Annotated in this window: 24 protein-coding genes; all 24 read left to right on the top strand. The window is 71.1% G+C overall.

Annotation, left to right across the window (positions count from 1 at the left end):
• The first annotated feature begins 291 nt into the window (after window positions 1-291).
• The 24 genes from ACFWP5_RS16995 to ACFWP5_RS16880 all read left to right on the top strand — a co-directional run bounded on the left by ACFWP5_RS16995 (window position 292) and on the right by ACFWP5_RS16880 (window position 19,081).
• Complete coding sequence (locus ACFWP5_RS16995; protein WP_384156260.1) at window positions 292-1,407, top strand: C40 family peptidase; 1,116 nt, start codon at window positions 292-294, stop codon at window positions 1,405-1,407.
• A gap of 119 nt (window positions 1,408-1,526) precedes the next feature.
• Complete coding sequence (locus ACFWP5_RS16990; RefSeq protein ID WP_384156257.1) at window positions 1,527-1,841, top strand: DUF6112 family protein; 315 nt, start codon at window positions 1,527-1,529, stop codon at window positions 1,839-1,841.
• Entirely contained in the window at window positions 1,841-2,530 is a 690-nt protein-coding gene (locus ACFWP5_RS16985) for a hypothetical protein (RefSeq protein ID WP_384156254.1), read from the top strand. The genes ACFWP5_RS16990 and ACFWP5_RS16985 overlap by 1 nt, the downstream gene beginning before the upstream one ends.
• A gap of 36 nt (window positions 2,531-2,566) precedes the next feature.
• The gene (locus tag ACFWP5_RS16980) at window positions 2,567-3,937 is read left to right on the top strand and encodes an ATP-binding protein (protein ID WP_384156251.1); all 1,371 of its coding nucleotides are present in this window, start codon (window positions 2,567-2,569) and stop codon (window positions 3,935-3,937) included.
• A gap of 81 nt (window positions 3,938-4,018) precedes the next feature.
• The gene (locus ACFWP5_RS16975; RefSeq protein ID WP_384156248.1) at window positions 4,019-5,491 is read left to right on the top strand and encodes an SCO6880 family protein; all 1,473 of its coding nucleotides are present in this window, start codon (window positions 4,019-4,021) and stop codon (window positions 5,489-5,491) included.
• A gap of 102 nt (window positions 5,492-5,593) precedes the next feature.
• Window positions 5,594-6,055 carry a DUF6238 family protein gene (locus ACFWP5_RS16970; RefSeq protein WP_384156245.1) on the top strand — a complete coding sequence of 154 codons (462 nt, stop codon included), beginning with the start codon at window positions 5,594-5,596 and terminating at the stop codon, window positions 6,053-6,055.
• A 28-nt stretch (window positions 6,056-6,083) separates the two neighbouring features.
• On the top strand, window positions 6,084-7,589 hold the full coding sequence (locus ACFWP5_RS16965; RefSeq protein WP_384156242.1) for a VirB4 family type IV secretion system protein: 1,506 nt from the start codon (window positions 6,084-6,086) through the stop codon (window positions 7,587-7,589).
• Window positions 7,590-7,651: 62 nt separating this feature from the next.
• Window positions 7,652-8,158, top strand: coding sequence for a hypothetical protein (locus ACFWP5_RS16960; RefSeq protein ID WP_384156240.1), 507 nt, complete (start codon window positions 7,652-7,654; stop codon window positions 8,156-8,158).
• 180 nt (window positions 8,159-8,338) lie between these two features.
• Window positions 8,339-8,758: a hypothetical protein gene (locus ACFWP5_RS16955; protein ID WP_384156237.1), complete on the top strand. Its 420-nt coding sequence runs from the start codon at window positions 8,339-8,341 to the stop codon at window positions 8,756-8,758.
• Window positions 8,759-8,830: 72 nt separating this feature from the next.
• Window positions 8,831-9,400 (top strand): hypothetical protein, encoded by a 570-nt coding sequence (locus ACFWP5_RS16950; protein WP_384156234.1) that lies wholly within the window; start codon window positions 8,831-8,833, stop codon window positions 9,398-9,400.
• A gap of 121 nt (window positions 9,401-9,521) precedes the next feature.
• Complete coding sequence (locus tag ACFWP5_RS16945) at window positions 9,522-9,686, top strand: hypothetical protein (RefSeq protein WP_384156231.1); 165 nt, start codon at window positions 9,522-9,524, stop codon at window positions 9,684-9,686.
• Entirely contained in the window at window positions 9,676-10,356 is a 681-nt protein-coding gene (locus ACFWP5_RS16940) for a hypothetical protein (protein WP_384156228.1), read from the top strand. Before ACFWP5_RS16945 ends, ACFWP5_RS16940 begins: the two co-directional genes overlap by 11 nt.
• On the top strand, window positions 10,353-11,114 hold the full coding sequence (locus tag ACFWP5_RS16935) for an HAD family hydrolase (protein WP_384156224.1): 762 nt from the start codon (window positions 10,353-10,355) through the stop codon (window positions 11,112-11,114). The genes ACFWP5_RS16940 and ACFWP5_RS16935 overlap by 4 nt, the downstream gene beginning before the upstream one ends.
• Window positions 11,115-11,519: 405 nt before the next feature.
• A complete protein-coding gene (locus tag ACFWP5_RS16930) occupies window positions 11,520-11,669 on the top strand; it encodes a hypothetical protein (RefSeq protein WP_384156221.1) in 150 nt (49 codons plus the stop codon).
• 42 nt (window positions 11,670-11,711) lie between these two features.
• Entirely contained in the window at window positions 11,712-12,482 is a 771-nt protein-coding gene (locus ACFWP5_RS16925; protein WP_384156218.1) for a hypothetical protein, read from the top strand.
• Between the two features lie 4 nt (window positions 12,483-12,486).
• Window positions 12,487-13,044, top strand: a complete 558-nt coding sequence (locus tag ACFWP5_RS16920) for a hypothetical protein (RefSeq protein ID WP_384156215.1) — start codon at window positions 12,487-12,489, stop codon at window positions 13,042-13,044.
• A 108-nt stretch (window positions 13,045-13,152) separates the two neighbouring features.
• Window positions 13,153-13,848 carry a hypothetical protein gene (locus ACFWP5_RS16915; protein ID WP_384156212.1) on the top strand — a complete coding sequence of 232 codons (696 nt, stop codon included), beginning with the start codon at window positions 13,153-13,155 and terminating at the stop codon, window positions 13,846-13,848.
• Complete coding sequence (locus ACFWP5_RS16910) at window positions 13,845-14,387, top strand: hypothetical protein (protein ID WP_384156209.1); 543 nt, start codon at window positions 13,845-13,847, stop codon at window positions 14,385-14,387. The genes ACFWP5_RS16915 and ACFWP5_RS16910 overlap by 4 nt, the downstream gene beginning before the upstream one ends.
• Window positions 14,388-14,523: 136 nt before the next feature.
• A complete protein-coding gene (locus ACFWP5_RS16905) occupies window positions 14,524-15,039 on the top strand; it encodes a hypothetical protein (RefSeq protein ID WP_384156282.1) in 516 nt (171 codons plus the stop codon).
• A gap of 48 nt (window positions 15,040-15,087) precedes the next feature.
• Window positions 15,088-15,831, top strand: a complete 744-nt coding sequence (locus ACFWP5_RS16900; RefSeq protein WP_384156279.1) for a glycosyltransferase family 2 protein — start codon at window positions 15,088-15,090, stop codon at window positions 15,829-15,831.
• Complete coding sequence (locus tag ACFWP5_RS16895) at window positions 15,824-16,930, top strand: hypothetical protein (protein WP_384156206.1); 1,107 nt, start codon at window positions 15,824-15,826, stop codon at window positions 16,928-16,930. Before ACFWP5_RS16900 ends, ACFWP5_RS16895 begins: the two co-directional genes overlap by 8 nt.
• A 38-nt stretch (window positions 16,931-16,968) precedes the next feature.
• On the top strand, window positions 16,969-17,430 hold the full coding sequence (locus ACFWP5_RS16890; RefSeq protein WP_384156202.1) for a hypothetical protein: 462 nt from the start codon (window positions 16,969-16,971) through the stop codon (window positions 17,428-17,430).
• On the top strand, window positions 17,427-18,617 hold the full coding sequence (locus ACFWP5_RS16885; RefSeq protein WP_384156200.1) for a hypothetical protein: 1,191 nt from the start codon (window positions 17,427-17,429) through the stop codon (window positions 18,615-18,617). Before ACFWP5_RS16890 ends, ACFWP5_RS16885 begins: the two co-directional genes overlap by 4 nt.
• Before the next feature lie 242 nt (window positions 18,618-18,859).
• A complete protein-coding gene (locus ACFWP5_RS16880; RefSeq protein ID WP_384156276.1) occupies window positions 18,860-19,081 on the top strand; it encodes a hypothetical protein in 222 nt (73 codons plus the stop codon).
• The last annotated feature ends 167 nt before the right edge of the window (window positions 19,082-19,248 follow it).

The following is a 19,248-nucleotide window of genomic DNA, read 5'->3' as shown; positions in this document are numbered from 1 at the left end:
CCGCCGATCCGCGCCTACTGTTTTTGAACCGCCCGGCGCACACCGCCGCTGGCACTCCCCCGCCCTACCTCGCCGAGGCACCCCTGCCCCGGCACACCTGCCTCACTGCCCGGCCACGCGCAGCGAGCGGCACCTCGCCCGTGCCCGCCCGCTCCGATCTCCCGCCTCCGGCCGACGTGCCGTTCCGCCACTCGCGCGGCACGCCGGACACTGCACCCCGAAGGACCCGTCCATGACGTCTTGCTACCCACCCCTGCCCGAAATCGCTGACCGGCGAGCGGTCCGCTCCGGTTGAAGTGGCTCGCCGCCGGCATCGGCGTCGTCTTCCTCTCCCCGATCCTCATCGGCGGCACCGGCATGATGCTGGCCTCCTCCGCCCACGCCGTGCAGAGCAGCGGCTCCCTCAGCAACTGCCTGACCGGCCTCGACACGGACAAGGTCGCCGAGCAGGTCACCAAGATTCTCGACGGGGCGTCCGGCACGGACGTCCACATCGAGGGCCTGGACCTGCCCGCCGAGCAAGTCCCCAACGCGGCGACGATCGTGGCCACCGGCCTCTCGCTCGACGTCCCCACCAAGGGGCAGATCGTCGCGCTCGCCACGGCGATGCAGGAGAGCCGGCTGCGCAACCTCAACTACGGCGACCGGGACTCCCTCGGCCTGTTCCAGCAGCGGCCCTCCCAGGGCTGGGGCACTGCCCAGCAGATCCGCGATCCGGTCTACGCCTCCGAGCAGTTCTACAAGCACCTGGTCAAGGTGGCCGGCTGGCAGCAGATGACCGTCACCCAGGCCGCGCAGGCCGTGCAGAGGTCCGGCCTGCCGGACGCGTACGCGCAGTGGGAGAGCCTGGCCACCGCGCTGCAGGACGCCATCGCCAAGACCTTCCCCGGCGGCAACGACACGGACCAGGAGGAGCAGCCCTCGACCGGCACGACCGGCTGCGCGCCGGGCCAGGACGGTTCCAGCTTCGGCCACATCCCCGAGGGGAGCGTCCCCAAGGGCTACGCGATCCCCCGGGACGCCGATCCGACGGCGCGCAAAGCGATCGAGTGGGCGATGCACCAGCTCGGGACGCTCTACCAGTGGGGCGGCTCCTGCACCAACGCGCACGGCACCGACCCCATGGGCCGCTGCGACTGCTCCAGCCTGATGCAGCAGGCATACCGGCACGCCGGCATCACGCTCACCCGCACCACGTACACGCAGGTCAAGGAGGGCAAGGGGGTCTCGGCCGCCCAGCTCAAGCCCGGTGACCTGATCTTCAGCCGCGGCAGTGCCGCGCGGCCCGAGCACGTCGGCATGTACATCGGCGAGGGCCTCGTGATCGAGGCACCACGCACCACCAAGCCGGTCCGGATCACCCCGATCAAGGACTGGACGATCCTCGCCGCCCGTCGCGTCCTCTGACGCCGCCCGGGCCCGCCGCTGCGGCCACCTCCGCGCCCTTCGCGCACCTCCCCCCCTCCGCTTCCCCCCTTCCCGTCGGCCCCGCCTGGCCCGCGTATGCAAGGAGCTCCGCCACACCCATGTCCGTCCCTCTCGCAGACCGTGTCATCCAGCTCGCGTACGACCCGGGAATCTCGCCCAAGGGCGGTGGCCTGCCCGGCTTGAGCGTGTTGAAGAACGTCGTCAACAGCATCAATTTGTTCGGGATCATCGCCGTCGTCGGCGCCCTCGCCGTCTCGCTCGGTGTGTGGGCCTGGGGCCACCACACCGGTGGCCACCAGGCCGAGGCCAACGGCAAAAAGGGCGCCGTCGTCGCCGGGGGCGCCGCTCTGGGCCTGGGCGCCGCGAACGGCATCGTGGCGTTCTTCTCGGCTCTGGGGTCGCAGGTCCACTGATGCAGAAACGACTCCCCTCCCTCTCGCTGTCCTCGTACGGCATGGGCTGGCCGGCCAACCGCCGCATCGCGGTCATCGCCCTGGTCGTCGGCGCCCTGATCGCCATCGCCGGGGCCGTCGCCCACCTGTCCGGCGGCGAAGGCAGTCACCAGACCGGGGCCGGCGCCGCGCCGACCCCGGTACACAGTCCGTCCTCCGCCGCCTCGCCCGGCCCCGCCGCCGGATCGGCGGCGGTGCCAGGGCCGCCGCAGATCGCCGATCCGGTCGCCTACGCCACGGCGGCGGCCCAGATGCTGTGGTCCTACGACACCCGCGACACCAGCCGCGACCAGCAACTCGCCGGCATGCGGGCCTGGATGACCACGGAGACCACCTACGCCGACTGGGCGTCGGTCTCCGGCCAGGTTCCCGATCCGTTGCTCTGGTCGCGCATGACCGACCAGGACCAGCACGCCACCGCCCACGTCACCGAGGGCCACTACCCGAGCGCGTTCAAACAGGCCCTGGCCGACGACCCCTCCGCGATCACCGAGGCGTACATCTACGTCGTCACCGTCAACGGCACGCAGCAGATCGCCTGGACGAAGGGCGGCAGCGGAGCCGAGGAACGCGCCGTGACCCTCGCCGTCCAGTGCCGGCCGAACCACGACTGCACGCTGGCCGCCATCGCTCCGAGCGTCACCCAGTGACCCGCGCCGGACACAAGAATGGAGGAGTAACTCCCCGTGGGTTTCTGTGATTACCCCCTGGCCGACAAGCTGTGCACCGTTGGCGACGCGGTCGACTTCGCCTCGGACCCCGGCAAGGCCATCGGTGACTGGATGGCGAAGTCCGCCGGTGAACTGGCAGCCGCCGCAGGCGACTTGGCCGCCGAGGCCGTCGACACCACCACGAAGGTGGATCTCAACGCGCGCTGGTTCGTCGACAACTACGAGATGCTGCTGCCGCTGGGGCTGACTCTGCTGGTCGCGACCTTCTGTGCGCAGCTGGTGCGGGCCGCCGTCCGGCGCGACGGACAAGCCCTCACCCAGGCATTCACCGGCACCGCGTCCGGAGTCCTGTTCGCCTTCTGCGCCATCGCCTTCACCACGATCGCCGTCGACGTGGTCGACGCCGTCAGCGACGGCCTGTTCCAGGCCGCGCACCTGGACATCGAGTCGGCCGTGCGCCGCATCGTGAAGGTCAACCAGATCGCGTCACTGTCCAGCCTGGGCTGGCTCGTCCCGGTCGTCGCCGGTCTCGGCGCCGCCATCGGCGCCTTCCTCTACTGGTGCGTGATGATGGTCCGCAAGGTCGGCATCCTCGTCATGGTCACGCTGGCGATTTTCGCGTCGGCCGGCGGCGGCTGGGAGGTCGCCCGGCGCTGGCGCAAGGGCTGGGTCGAGGCCACCGCCACCCTCGTCGTCTCCAAGCTGTTGATGACCGTGATCTTCGTGCTCGGTATCGCCGCCATGGGCAAGACCGAGGCCAAGGACGGCATCGCCGCCCTCGCGGACGTCATGTCCGGCATCGTGATCATGGTCCTGGTGCTGCTGTGCCCGTACGCCGTCTTCAAGTTCGTGCACTGGGCGGCCGATGGCACCGACGGCGAGTCCATCCACCGGGCCGGCGGCGCTGGAGCGCAGATCGCCAGGGCGCATGCCGAGAAGGCTGCCCGCAAGGGCGCCGCGGCTGTAGCTACGGGCGGCGCGGCAGCCGGAGCGGGCGCCGCACCGCAGGGCCCCGACGCCGCCGGCGGGGACGGGTTCCCCGGTGACATCGCGGCCCACCCGACCGGCGGAGGCCAAGAAGGCAAGGAAGGCTCGCAGGGCGGAGGATCGGGCGTCTCCCCCGGTGGCGATGCCGGCACGTCGGGTCTGGAGAAGGCCGTCCAGCCCGCACCGACGAACGTGTCGGGCAACACCGGCGGCCAGGTGGGCGGCAGCCCGGAGCCGGGTGGATCCGGTGCGAGCGCCGCGTCCGGCCAGGGCGGCGGATGGCAGTCCGTCCCGCCTGCCACGACCCCGCCGCCGCAGGGCGCACCGCCGTCCTCCGGTTCGCAGACCTCCACGTCCAGCGGGGCGAGCGGACCGCCGCCGCCTCCGACCGGCCTCTGATCCCCTGCCCGCCTTCCGGGGGCGGGACGCGCACTGCTCCTCCCGCCCCCGGGTTCCACCCGCGCCTCCAGGACCCGCCCCTTGACTGATCTCTCCGTCGCCCCGGTCACGGTGAAGTTCCCGCACCGGTCCCGCCGCGGCATCCTCCTCGGCCTCTCCCTGCCCCAACTCCTCCTTGTTTCAGGCACGTTGGCGCTGCTGCTGGTGACGGTGGTCTCCACCGGGCTGCTCGGCGCCGTCGCCCTGACCCCGCTGTGGGCGGCATCCGGTGCGCTCGTCGCCATTCGCCGCCACGGCCGCTCCCTGATCGACTGGGCGCCGATCGTCGCCCGCTACGCGCACCGCCGCCGCACCGGCCAGACCCTCTGGCTCGCCCGGCCCCTCACCCGTCCCCGGCAGGACGGCATCCTCCACCTGCCCGGCACCGCCGCCTCCCTCACGGTGGTCACCCCCGGCGACTCCGCCAACGGCGCCGCGGCCGTGCACGACCCGCACCGGCAGACCCTGACCGCCGTCGCCCGCGTCAGCAGCCGCGCCTTCGCCCTCCTAGACCCCGCGACCCAGAACCACAACGTGAGCAGTTGGGGACGCGCGCTGGCGGGCATCGCCCGCACCGGGCACATCGCCACCGTGCAGGTGCTGGAACGCACCGTCCCCGACAGCGGCGACACCCTCACCCGCCACTGGACCCAGAGCGGACAGCCCCAGACCCCCGTCGCCGGACAGATCTACTCCGAACTGGTCGCCTCAGCCGGCCCGGCCGCGGCCCCCCACGAGACCTACCTCGCCATCTCCCTCGACCTCAAAGCCGCCCGTCGCCTGATCTCTCAGGCCGGCGGCGGACTTCCCGGGGCCTTCACCGTCATGGAGCAGACCACCGCGTCCATCGCACAGGCCGCCCGCAACGCCGGACTCCAGGTCACCGGATGGCTGACCTCGCGGGAGATCGCCGCCGTCATCCGCACCGCCTACGACCCAGGCGCCCTCGCCGCCCTCCAGCGATGGTCGCCGACCGGCCGCGCCGAGGCCGACCCCGCCGCCGCCGGGCCCGTCGTCCAGGTCGAGGAATACGACCGCCTCGCCACCGACAGCGCACGGCACGCAACGTACTGGGTGGAGAACTGGCCGCGCACCGAAATGGGAGCCGGGTTCCTGCACGGGATCATGTTCACCGCCGGCGTGCGCCGCAGCCTCTCCCTCATATACGTGCCGCAGGGACTCGAGTCCGCACTGCGGGATGTCCAGCGGAAGAAGGCGGCGATCATTGCCGACGCCAACGAGAGGGCCCGCCGGGGGCAGGTCGACTCCGAAGAGGACTCCGTCGAGTACGCCGACGTCAAAACACGTGAACGGCAGCTCATCGCCGGGCACGCCGACGTGGCCCTCACCGGATTGGTCACCGTCACCGCCGAGACCGACGCCCTCCTGGACTCCGCCTGCGCACAGATCGAGACCACCGCCGTCACCTCCGGCGTCGACCTGCGACGGCTCACCTATCAGCAGCCGGATGCCTTCGCCCTCGCCGCGCTCCCGCTCGCCCGGACCGCCCTGTGAACCCGACCCGCCCCCACCGGCCCGCGCCGCACGCTCGTCTTCGATCATCCGCGACGGGCCCTCCGTCGCCGCCCCTGCCTCCCGGCAGGAAGGACCACCACCTTGACCTCCCGCACACCTCCGGACGACGCGCACCCCTACCTCCGCGCCGCGAGCGCCGGCATCCGCCACCACACCCGGGCACTAACACCTTCAGACACCCACCCGTCACAGCCGGCGGACCGCCTGCACCTTGACGTGCTGCACACCCACCTCACCGCCCTGCACCAGCTCCTGGACCGGCTCGCCGACACCACCCGGCCACCGCACCCCACCGCCGGCCGCCACCTCGCCACCGCGCATACCCTCCTCTGGCAGGCCACCAGCGAGGTCCACTCCGCCTTCCACCTGCTGCCCAGCAACACCGCAGCAGAAGCCGAGACCAGCGCATGCCATCCCGAACGGCTGCCCGAGGGACCGCCCGTGCTGACCATCTGCCAGCGCCACCTCGCCGCCGGGCACAGCATCCGCCGCAAGACCACCCCCACCGACCTCCGCCCGCACACCACGGCCTGCGTGCGATGAGCACCACCCGCAGAATCGAGGGCCCCCGATGAGCCACCGGCCCGCCCGACGCGCCTCCGCCAGCCCGCTGTTCACCCCCCACGGCACCGACCGCGCCAGCCGCAAGGCCGCACGCCGCCAGCTCGCCGAAGCCACCGCCAGGGTCCGCGCGGAAACCAGCGCCCACCAGGCCGAGAGCACCTCCGCCGAGCACGAGATGCCCACCGCGTTCTACCCGCCGAGCGGACGTCCCGGAACCGCCTCCGCCCGTGGGAACCGGCTGAAGCTGCCCGCCCACCGCATGACGACGGCAGTGGCCGCCGGCGCATACCCGTTCCTGGCCGAAGGCGGGCTCGGCGCCGAAGGCATCTACGTCGGGCGGGACGTCCACGCCGAAGCGTCGTTCGTCTTCGATCCGTTCGCGCTGTACGGACGGGTCGAGGGATTCACCAACCCGAACCTCCTGCTCGCCGGAGTGATCGGCCAGGGCAAGAGCGCGCTCGCCAAGAGCTTCGCCCTGCGGTCAGTGGCCTTCGGATACCGCGTCTACGTTCCGTGCGACCCGAAAGGCGAATGGACGCCGGTGGCCGAAGCCCTCGGCGGCCGGTCCGTCGCTCTCGGCCCCGGCCTGCCCGGACGGCTGAACCCCCTGGACGCGGCACCGCGCCCACAGAGCATTGTGGAGGCCGACTGGGCCGGTGAGATCCGCAAGCGGCGCCTTCTCCTTCTCGGCTCCCTTGCCCGGACGGTTCTGGGCCGGGACCTGATGCCCATGGAACACACCGCCCTGGACGTCGCCCTGGACGCCGTCGTCACCCGCGCCACCGCCACCGGACGTACGCCGCTCCTCGGCGACATCGCCGCCACCCTCAACAATCCGACTGCGCTCGACGAGGCCGCCGGGATGTTGTCGGGCCAACTCGCCGACGCCGCCCGCGACTTGGCCCACGCGATGCGCCGCCTGGTGCACGGTGACCTGGCCGGCATGTTCGACGCGCCCTCCACCGTCGCCTTCGACCCGACCGCGCCGATGCTCACCATCGACCTGTCCCACCTCGGCGGCTCCGGCGACGACACCGCCCTTGTCCTGGCGATGACCTGCGCAAGTGCCTGGATGGAATCCGCCCTCTCCGACCCGAACGGCGGCCGACGCTGGATCGTGTACGACGAGGCATGGCGGTTGATGCGGCACGTCGGACTGCTCCAGCGCATGCAGGCCCAGTGGAAGCTCTCCCGCGGTCTCGGCATCGCCAACCTGATGGTGATCCACCGGCTGTCCGATCTACTCACCGCCGGCGACGCCGGATCACAGGGCCGGGCCCTGGCCGAAGGGCTCCTCGCGGACTGCTCCACCCGCATCATCTACCGCCAGGAGACCGACCAACTCCAGGCCGCCGCCTCGCTGCTCGGACTGACCTCCGTCGAAATGGACGCCATCGCCCACCTCAACCGAGGCCGTGGCCTGTGGAAAGTCGCCGGACGATCTTTCATCGTGCAGCACCTCCTGCACAGCCACGAGCTGGCGCTCTTCGACACCGACGCCCGCATGCACTGAAACATGACATTTTCCGCAAATCATCCGGTTCCGACCGGCTCAGGGATACACACAGGACAGGGATGTACGACACCTCCACCTACCCCCATGACATCCGTAGTACCAACCCCGACTACCTCCGGGCAGCGGCGCGGAGCCTCGAAAGGTGCGCAGACCGACTCCCGCAGTCCGTCGCCAAAGGACAGGGCGAGGCCATCAGCGAGGCGATCGATGCGGCGCTCGCACAGATCACCTGGGAATTGAACTGCCTCGCCGATGACCTGGTCACCAGTTTCAACGGCAGGGGCAGCGACCGCGACATGCACGCGACGGCTATTCGCCAGTGTGCAGCGCCTCTGGGGCTCGCCCACCACTACCTGGCCAAGGCCATGGACCAGATCAGCTCCCACCACCAGTTCTTCGCGCCCGCCACGGACGCGCAGATCGAAGCCCCGAAAGATCTGCTCCCGGTCTTGCAGCAGGACATCGAGCACGCTCGCACCGCGATCTACGCCACCGCGAACCAGTTCAAGACCAACGCTTCTCCGCTAGCCAGCAGCCCCACCGCCAGCACGCCCACGCCGAACTGACGGCCCTACAGACAAAAAGCGCCGAGTTCACGACCAGCGCGGCCTCAATCCCGACGAACGGAAGCGCACATAACCAGTTCCAAGCCGGACTACTACGAGTGGGAACGCTCGCGCCGGGTACCTCGGTGGCTTCCGGAAAGGGCCCCGACGTCAGCGGCCGCTGTCCAGCCCGAACCCTACGTGCAGCCGCCGGATTCCGGCGTCTCCGTCCGCGCTGCAACGGAGGCTCTCCAAGCCGCCCCCGATATCGATCGGTTCACCGAGGTGTACGAGCACACCGTCGACGAAGGTCACGGCGCGTTCGCCCAGTTGCACCAGTTCCTGGAAAGCGCGGCCAACTGGTGCCGCGACCGCGGCGCACTCGACTCCGCAGGCGAACTGGATTCGTGGACGACCCGTTTGGAAGAACTGATCGAAGACGCCCGGCTCCTGCCGGAATCGCTGACCATCGAATCTGCCAGGCCGCCCAGGAACGAACGCCGGAGGCAGGCCGCCCTCCAACCGTCTCCGAGCGCATCCACCACCAAACCCGCGCCCGTGCTGCCCGCCGACGGGCCGCGCGCCGGAGCAGCTGCGCCTGCGGCGGTACGCCACCGCTGACTCCCGTGGATCCACTCCGTGCCGCCACAGACACCGAGGAACCGGCAGCAACAGAGACACCGCAAGAGGCTTATGAAACCCGACATCCAGCGCGAACTGATACCGCCCGACGACGCTCTCCGCCTCATCGGCGCGCTCAACGCGATGAAAGCCAAGTTCAACGACTACGCCCAGCGGTGGCAGCTGCTGGACGAAAGCGGCCACGTGCCAGCCGAGCCTTCGTATACCGAGCTTCTCGGACACGCGACCGGTGCGCAGGATCTCTCCCGCGACGTGCTCCGGCTCACGGGCGAGTTCGCCGCGAGTCCCCACAGCACAAACCGCGCAGGCCGCACCACCCTGGCCCATCTCGCGACGGCGAGCACCTTCTCGGCCCACGCGGCATCGCACTTCGCGGAGACCGCGGAGGCCGCCCTCGGTCTGCCGCGCTCCTCTCGCCTGACCGACCAGCGCTACGTGACGAACCGCATGGTCATCGACCACGCCTCGGCGCGTGCCTTCTTGCGGCGCACGTCGGAATCCCTCCGCGACGCGGCCAAGGAACTCGAAGACCACCTCGACTTCCACCGCTTCCTCTCGACACTCACCCCTCAGCAAAGCCCCGCGCTTGCACCACCCAGGCCGAGCAGTCGCCGCCGCTAGCCCCTGGGCGAAGATCCGAGCCGGCATCACCACCTCAAGGAGTCCCCTGAACCGCCCCGCCCATTTCAGCGACGCCGACTGGGCCGACTACCAGCAGTGCCAGGCCGAGCACGATGACCTCATGGCGCAGGCCGCCGATCGCGAAGCCCAGATGGAAAACGATCTGATCTCCACCTACGACGAGTACGCATTCGACTTCACCCCGATTCCGGAGCCCCGCCCCGTCCTGCGGACACCACCACTGCACCGCACGCCCGCCTCCCGCAGGAGGAACCGTGGGCACTGACGACGACAACACCCGTGCCGACGACAGCGCGACGCCGCTCGCGCCGCTTCCCGACCATCGCCGTGCGGCCACCGCGTGGTGGCAGGAGCTGTGGCGCCGGCACGCGCACATCACCACGCCGCTGCGGCAGCGTGGGCTGGAGTGCGACATCGAGTTCGGCCTGAGCGCGTATATGGTGCGCGTCTCGCTCCCCGACGGCAGCTACCTGATCATCTCTCCGCCGCAGGAGCCGCCGTCCAGCCGTCCGCCGGGAGACCCGGAGGGATGGTCCGTCACCCGCCAACACCCCGACGCCCACGAGCAGTTCGAGCTGATCTACGACTCGACTCCCTCAGCCGACCCCGGCGTTCCCGACCGGCCAGAAATCTCCAACGGCGCCAGCGTCCCGCCCATGATCGAGGTCATCGACGCGAGGCTCACCCAACTCGGCGTGCGCGCCCAGGATCTCGACGACGTACACGCGCGGGTCTCCGACCACGGCACCGCCCAGGCGGGCGACGGCAGCCGCCCGGACCGCATCACGCACGGCACGGCGCACGCCTCCCACGTCACCGCCGCAGTCGACAACATCAACCGGCACCGCAGCAGCAGGGAAGGCTTCATCGCCACGGTCCGGGCTCCGGCGCCGCCAGCCGCCGGGCCGTCCCCGCACACACCGGTGAGCCGATGACCCACCCGACCACAGACCGCCTCCCCCAGACGCCTCCGTACGTCCATATCGTGTGGGACTGGAACGGCACCCTCAAGGACGACGTCGGCGACCTCCTCGACGCGGTCAACCACACCCTCACGGGACTGCGGGCGGCGCCCATCGACCTGGCCACCTACCAGGCCAAGCACACGGTCCCCATCCGCACTTTCTACGACCGGCTTCTGAACCGCCCGGTGACCGATGGTGAATGGGCCCAGGCTCAGGCCGACTTCGCGGTGTTCCTGCGCTCACGGCCGCCCCGCCTCCGCCCGGAAGCCAAACAACTCCTGCGCCAGGCAACGGTGTTGGGGCACAGCCAGTCGCTCCTGTCGCTGTATCCGCACGACGTGCTCGTCGAGGAGACCGACCGGCTGGCCATCACCGGCGATTTCAGCCGCATCGACGGCCGACGCGGTCGCGACGGGACCAAGGCAGGTGTCCTTGCCGACCACCTCGCCGCCCTGCCGGACGCTCTGCGATCCCGGCCAGTCCTCGTCATCGGGGACAGCGTGGACGACGCCCGTGCCGCACACGCGGTCGGCGCCCGGGCCGTCCTGCACTCCGGCGGCCTCGACTCCGCCCACACCCTGCGCCGCGCCGGACTTACCTTCACCCCCACCCTGGAAGCCGCCCTCGCCCTCGGTCTCCGCCAGTGCACGAGCCCGCCCCGCCGCCGGCACACGCCCCTGGCGGACCCGGCCCCGGCGCCCGGTCCGCCACCACGCCGCCTGCACTGACCTGGAGTTCCCCTGCAACACCCCGATTTCGAGCAGTACGACAACGTCGGCCGCACCGCCGACCAGATCCGCGCCTACCACACACGATCCGCCACCAGGGACGACCTGTACCGCTGGGCCGATCGCGACGCCGGAGCCTTCCGCGAGCATCATCCCCTGCCGCCCGAACCGTTTCCCGCTCCCGATCTGAGCACGTTCGGCCAGGCTCTGGACGCGGCCGACACGCCAGCCGAGTTCAGTACCGTCCTCAACACCCTGCTGGACGCGGTCGCCCCGTTCCTCAACGAGGTCATCGAGCACCTGGCCGCCACCGCCAAGTGGAAGGGCCAAAACCGCGGAGCCGAACCCGAGTCACCACCCTGGCTGCTGCGCGGCGCCGCCAGCAGCATCGCCTCCGCCATCGCCATGGCGACCGAAGCCGACCTTTCGATCCTGCGCGCTCACTACGACCCGCCCCCGGACATCACCGCGCCCATGAAGCAGGTCCGCACCACTCCCGCCACGCCCCCGGCCCCGCCCGGACCGCAGCCCGGAAACAGCGGCCCACGGCGCTGACCACGCGACGCACCAACCACCCGCCGCCACACCTCAGGAACCATGCCAGCCCTTCCCACCGACCTGCCCGCCTTCGCCACCGCCCTCGCCGACCGCCTGCCCGGCACATGGGCCACCAGCCACGCACACATCGACAACCACGACCCCTCCTGCCTCACGAACCGTGTCTGGGACAACGGCCATGTCCTGTCGGCAACAGGGTTCGATCGCACGGTCGAAGTCGTCCTTCTCAACGGTCAAGACAGCCAGCAGCTGGTGGTCTTCGAACGGCCCGTGGGACGCGGCAACGAGTTCCTCGTCGCCCCGATGGAACCCACCGGTTTCAAGATCCACCAGATCTCAGGTGTGGATGAGCCCAACGGCATCGTCGTGCCCGGCGATCCGCAGCGTGCCGCCGCCGATGTCGCCCGCCGCGTCCTGCCCCGCTACCAGGCAGCCCTGGAAGCAGTGCGCCACAACGCGGACATCCAGCCCGAGCCACCGCACCGCAAGCCCGCACCCGAACCTGCCCAGAACCTCACGCTGATCTGGTACCCGGACGGTGTGGTGGGCGCACCCTACAAGTCGGTGCCCCAGGACGCTTATGACGTGCTCTACAGCTGCAGCTTCCAGTACCGGCCGCACGAGGCAGCGTTCGCCCTGCCGGCCTCCTACAGTCGCGCCGAGCGGGCCCTGTTCCTCCACGCCGCGGTCCGGTTGCTCACGGCCCAGGGCATCGGCGTGAATTTCCGCCACGCCACGCCAGCCGCCCCCACCGTGACCCCGGCCCGCCCGCTCATACCCACAGCCGCCTCCGCGGCCCAGCGGCGGTAGCCGCTTGCGTCCGCGCGTCATGGAGTTGTTTCCCTCGGATCTCGACCAGCGGGTGCTCCTGCACAACGTGGCCGACCGGCTCAACACCGTGGCCGACCACCTCCCTCTCCCCTACCAGATCGGCCCCGATCCGGCGCTGAGCGAGATCCTCGATGACGAAGGGCGTAACCTGGCCCGCCTGCTCGGCTACCTGACCGGGCAACACGCCTTCCGCCACCGGGCCACCGCCAACTACCCCGACCAGGCCACGGCCGCCCACCGCCGCGTCACCCTCGCGCTCGCCGAGGCCGCCGAGCCGACCGGTAGCGCGCTCGCCGCCCTCAGCTCCGCCGTTCACCACCTCGCGCGCCTCGCCGACCTCACCCACCAGCGTCCCGGCCCCGCCCGCACCCGGGCCATCGCCGCCGCCCACCAGGACCTCGTGGACCGTGTCGGCGAGAGCCGCACCCAACTCGCCTGCGCCGCACGGCACTTGCGTTCCACCGCCGACACCCGCACGGCACCACCAGCGACCGTCCCGGTCCCGCCGACCGCATCAGCCGCTCCCTCCCGCACCCGCTGACCCGCACACCCCTGGACCATCGGCCCATTGCGGCGCACCAGCGGCAGCCGCGCTCCCGCCACTGTTCACCACCGCCACTCCCTGAACCGTCCCGCCTAGGAACTGCCTTTGCACGTAAGCGAGTTCACCCGAGCGCTCGCCGACCGCCTGCCCGGCTGGCAGCCCGACCCGATGGCCGTCCCCATCGCCACCGATCCGGCCAGCGGCCGGATCTGGGACAGCGGCCCCCTGCCCTACGCCGCGTTCGAAACGGACAGCGTCTCGCGTAGCGTCCTCACCCACCACGGTGGCCTGCAGTTGTACGTCATGCCCCGCCCCCACCGGCCCGAGCAGTACCTGGTGCTGCCGATGCTGCCCGCCAACACCCGCCACCAGCATGTCCAGGGCCTCAAGGCGCCGCGCGGCATCGCCGTCCCCGCCGACCCCGTACGGGCCGCGGCCCGGCTGCACCGCCGGCTCCTGACCGACTACCGTCTCGCGGCGCCAGCCCCGATCCGGCGCAGCAGCCCCGGCCACCTCCAGATCCACGTCGCCCTCGACCACCACCGGCGTCCGCGGATCAGCACCGGCTACATCAGCGTCTTCCGCGAATTGCTCGCGCACGGCGGCTTCCTGCTCGACCCCGCCACCGGTGAATGCCACCTCCCCGACACCCTCACACCCGAGCAGACCAGACGCCAGCTGATCATCAGCCTGCACCGTCTACGGCTGAAGGGCTTCCACATCACCATCCCCGCCACCGGCGGACCGCGCTCCTACCCTCCCCTGGGACCCGTCGCACCGCGCAGGGGGTTGTCCCGATGAGCCTGACCAACGAGGACTTCGTCCGCGCCCGCCTGGCCACCTGGCAGCGCCGCATCTACGAGACTGCCACCGCCCTGGCGCCGCCCGCCACCAGCGGCGCGGAGGCTTTCGTGCCCGTGCTGGACCAGCTAGTCGCCGTGTACAACCTCTCCTCCGGGCTCGTCGCGGACCTGCGCCAGTCCGCCGACAGCACCCTCGCGAAGACCGGCGTGGGACGCGAGTATCTGGCCCAGCTGGCCGCGGCCCTCTCGCACAGCAACGGTGCAGCCACCCACCTGAGCACGGCCGTGACCGGCCTCGCCGACATCCACCAGCTCACGCCGCCCCCGCCCGGCACCGCCGCCCCGGTCGAAGCCCGACTGGCCGTCACGCTCGGCCACGCCGCCGCACTGCGCGACCTCAACCGGGCGCTTGAGGCCGTGACCAGCTCACCCGCCGGGGCGGAGAACACGTCGGGCCCCTCCGCGATACCCGTCACCGGGCAGCACAGCAGGGCCGCTGACGCAGGTGGTACCCATCCCACGCGCCGTCGCCCCTGACACCTCGCGACCAACTGCTCCCGCCCGTAAGTACTTTGGAGTTGCTTTGGCCACCCGTTCCTTCATTGCCCGCCCTACAGATTCAGGTTCCGGCTACGGCTACGGCTACGCCGGTATCTACGTGCACTGCGACGGTGTGCCCAGCCACCATCTGCCGCTGCTGCTGGCCGCCTTCCAATGGCGCTTCGCTCGCGATCTGCCCGCCATGAAGCGCGCTCTCATCGATGACGTCGCCGTCGGGTGGGACGAGCTGGGCACCGATCTCCTCGACGATGCCCCTCCCCCGCTCGCGGCCGCACTCACCGGCGGCGAGCACTGGCCCAGCCGTACGCTCGACCACCTGATCACCCCCGGCGGCTCCCCGCCGGTGCGCATGACGGTCACCGACGAGACCGCCGACGAGCAGGACATGCAGTGGGGCTACGTCCTGCGCCACGAGGGGATCGAGGTGATCAGCCTCCTGCACGAGGACATCGGACCGCTCGTCGACTGGGCCACCGACCCGCGCACCGTCTTCAGCGACCACCCGGCGGACTGGTCCTCCTCCGCTCCCGCTCCGGCCATCCGGGGATCGCGCAGTACGCCGCCGCCGAGCGCTCCCGCGGCATCCCCGGCGAAGGCCGGCACCCCGCGCCCCGCCGCGCGCCGCTAGTCCCCCCTCGTCTTCCCGGAGCCTTCCCTGCCCCCGCACTCCACCCCCCTGATCACCGTCGTCATCGCCAGCCGCCTGCGCGAAGACCGGCTCGACTACCTGACCGCCATGCACGCCAGCCTCACCCGACAGTCCGTGCCGTGGGAGGCCGTGATCGCGCTCGACGGCGCCCCGCCCGACCTCCTCCCGGCCCCGCTCGCGCACGACCCCCGTGTCCGCACGCTTTCTCTGCCCCGACCAGTCGGCGCCGCCTGCGCCCGGAACCTGGCCCTCGCCCACGTCCGCACCCGGTACACCAACTGGGCCGACGACGATGACGAGTTCACCGACGACGCCATGTCCGTACGGCTGAACACCCTGGAATCGACCCGGGTGGGCTGGTGTGCGGGATGGAGCGAGGACCAGCACCCCGACGGCTCGACCACCCTGTGGCGATGCCCCACCCCGCCCGGCCACCATGAGGCCGGCGACGTATGGACGTACTGGAAGTCCCCGGCGGCCACCATCCCCATCGGGCCGACCACGATCCTCGCCCGCACCGACCTCGTGCGCGCCGCCCCGATGGGCGGCCTCGTCCAGGGCGAGGACTACTGCGCGGCCCTCGGCCTCACCGCTCTCTCACCCGGAATCCTGCTGCCAATCCCCGTGTACAGGTACCGCAAGTGGAACGGGCAGATGACGGCCCAGGTGGGATACGACCAGTTGGAGGCGGCGGCCCGGGAACACGCCTGGCAGTACGGCCGCAGCCTGCGCACGGTCCTGCGCGGTGGCAAGGACCAGGTTCATGGCTGAGGCGCAGATCATCCTGTCGCACAGCCGGGAGTCGGGCATCGTCGCCATCGCCTCCGGCGAGCAGTACCCGTGGGCGCGCAGCGCCCTCGCGGAGAGCGGCTTCCGGCGGGACAACGAGGGCGCCTACCACCTGCCGGTGGACGGCAACGGGACCACGGTGGTCGACCTGGTCCGCTGCGCTAAACGGCATCGCACCACCGTGCACATGAGCAGCCGGCGCTTCATCGGCGATGCCGCCCGCGACCTCGCGCGCCAACTGCCCGGCCAATGGATCACGTCGGTCGAGACCTACTCCCACCCCGCCTGGCAGGAAGACCTCGTGCCCTGGATCTGGGACAGCGGCGAACTAGGCCGCGCCCTCCAGAGCGAGCGCATTCCCTACGCCGCCACGCTCACCGACACGGTGCAGGGCACCATGCTGCTGCTTGTCGAGCGCCCCGGCAGTCAACTCGACTATCTGGTCGGCGCCTTCGGCCCGGAAGGGCTCGCAGAAGGCTACGGCGATCCGCACGCGCCGCGCAGTATCGTCCTGCCGCCGTTCCCCGGCCTGGCGGCCCGGGCCGTCGCCGACCAGTACCTGCCCTCCTATGAGCAGGCCGTCCACGCCCGCCGAACTGCGGCCATCGCCGCCGCACTCGGGGGCATCCGCTCCGAGCACAACAGCTGGCGGGCCATGATCGCCTCCGGCCGCTCCAGCGACGCCACCCCGCAGAACGCTGCCGCACTCGGCGCCGCGACCGAGGAATTCCTCGACCACTCCTGGCGCCGCTTCCTCACCGTCGTCGACCACGCCCCCACGCTGATCGCCCGGTGCCGTCCCGCCAGCAGCCCGTGGCCCGACGACGCCGCGACGCTCACCCGCCTGACCGACGTCCTGAGCGATGCCGAGACCCTCCTCGACGAGGTGGTCCACGGAAATTCCGTGCCCTCGCAGGAACGCAACGCCCGCGCGTGGCCGGCCATCCAGACCTGGCTCACCGACGGCGAGACCTTCCTGCGCCAGGCCCGCGTGAGCGCACCCCACCGCCGCCCCTCTCTCCCCCTCTCCACGCCGGTCCACCCCCTTACCGCAGTCCCTCCCGCGCACCGCAGCCACTGACCGCTCCACCCCGACAACGTGAGGAGAACCCCGCCCCCTTGCAACCCGGCACCCACTTCGCCTTCGGCACCCACGACACGCACGGCATCGTCGCCTCCTTCACCTCCGCCATGCCCGCGCACCTCGGCGCCTGGTACCTGGAGCGCGAGCAGTTCGAGCCCGTCCCCGGCGAACCCGGGCTGTACCGGCTCAGCGAGCCCGAGCGCGACGGTCCCCGCCGGACTCGCCAGGCCGTCGACGATCTGCGCCTCCAGGGCTACACCGTGCAGGCCGACATCCCCCTCGCCCCAGCCCTCACCGCCAGACCGCCACGCCCGCTCGTCCGGCCAGGCGGACTCCAGGAACGCCGCAGCCGTCTCGCCCAGGCCGCCGCCGGCCGAACGACCCAGCGCGCCACACCGCCCGCCACCTCCGCGCCGGCCGCCCGGCCGACCCCGCCGAAGCCCACCTACGCACCGACCGTCCACCTGACCGCGTGGGGCCATGGACGGTCCCGATGACCCCCGCGATCAGCCCAACGCCCGAAGGCCCCCTGCCGGTGTCACCCGAACTCGCCAACAGTGCACGCGACTTCCGGCTGCGGATGGCGGTCATCGACCGCAATACCGAAACCGCGCTCGACATGACACGCGACCGCTACGGCCGCACCGTCCACGCAGACGCCGCGGCAGCCGCACGAGCCCACCGCGACAAGGCGGCGGTCGAGGCGTACACGGCCTACCTCGCCCCGTACTCCGACGCTCTGCTCGATGCCGCCCGTCGTGCACTCCAGGAGCTGCCGCCCGCCCGGCACCTGGCCGGGTGGCGGGCCGTGCTGGACGGTCTGGCCGTCTCCGCCTCCGAGATCCGCCAGGTCCTGGACCAACCCGCCGCCCCCGGCTCCCCGGCCGAACGCGCGCAGCACTCAGCGCTGTGGCCGCACCTCACCGCCTGGGCGGATCACAGCGTCATCGCCAGCGACCTCGCCGACCAGAACCAACACCAGCGCCACAAAGCCCCGTTGACCGCCGAAGAACAGCAAATGTGGACCGAGATGGCCCAAGCTGCTCAGAGGCGAGGCGAGCTGGAGTTGACCGAGTCGTGGTACGCCGCCGACGGGCAGCCGATCACCCTGGCCCATCTGATCGAAGACGACGACTCGACGGTGGTCGCGCTGCGAGGCGATCCGGACGCACCGGGCTGGCAGGTGATCGGGCACTACGCCCACGAGTACGAGGCGGGGAAGGTACTGCCCGCCCCGGTTCCGCCCGGCGTACTGCGTGCAGACGTCTCCCGTTACAACCGCCCAGCACCGGTCCCGGAGTTGTCGCTGCAGGAACTCATCCGCGACGTCGTCGAAGGCCGGACCGCTGGAGACGCATCCGACGCTCTCCTCGGCGCCGTCCAGCGCGGCTATGACGCGGGCCCGATGGTCCGTCTCCAAGAACTCCTGGAAACAAGCGGCCAGTTCGCCCGCGCCCTGGAGACCGTGCAGGGCCGCCAGATCGCCGTCCGCCTCTCGGCGCTGGGCCGACAGATCGAATTCCTCACCCACGAAGTCCAGGCGGCGGCCCAGGACCTCGGCGCGACCGTCGCCGTCCTGCCGCCGCACCGCACGCCCGCACCGCGCGTTCGCCCGCGTCCAGCCGTGGACACCACACCACCAGCGGCGCCACCCGTGGCTCCAGTCACCACACGCCGCCTCTAGGGTCTTGCCGCAGACACCCGGGCAAAACGCCCTTGGCCCCGGTCCCGACTGCGCACCGCTGTCGGCTCGTCTTCCTCGCCCTGGAGCATGTCGGCAGTCATTGCCCATCGTTCGTGGTCCAGCCACGCACCGTTGATGTGCTGGAAGCTCCGGGCCCGCCTCGCCTTCGCCCAACACCCCACCGTTTTCCCGCCACCACCGATAGGAGATCCGCCTTGCCCGAAGCATCAGCAGAGCCGTTCATGACGATCCGGCACACCATCACCGGCGAAATCACCACCACCGGCTACAACGCCGCCGCCCGGCGGATCCTGCTCCAGGCCGGCTTCGAAGAGACGCCAGGCTGCGCCTGCCGAGCGACGGAACCCGGTACGGAGCGGACGCACGGGCCTGCCCGGCAGCCAGCGAGCTGCTCATCGCCGGCCATCCCCTGCACCCGGACCGAGCCCTCGGTCGGCCGGTGAGCGCCGACGGTACGCCCCGGTTGGCCCGGTCGCCGATGTCGGCACAGTCCGTGATCCGCTCCGAGAGCGGCCAGCCTCTCCAGCGCATCGCCAACCCCGCCCGCACCCGCACCTGTTGAAGGACCCTCGTCTTGACCACACCCGGAACGCCTACCAGTCCAGCGCGC

Origin of the sequence: Streptomyces sp. NPDC058469 (assembly GCF_042721125.1) — a bacterium.
GTDB lineage: Bacteria > Actinomycetota > Actinomycetes > Streptomycetales > Streptomycetaceae > Streptomyces.
The sequence above is the reverse complement of the archived record's forward strand: the minus strand, read 5'-3'. Positions and strand labels throughout refer to the sequence as shown.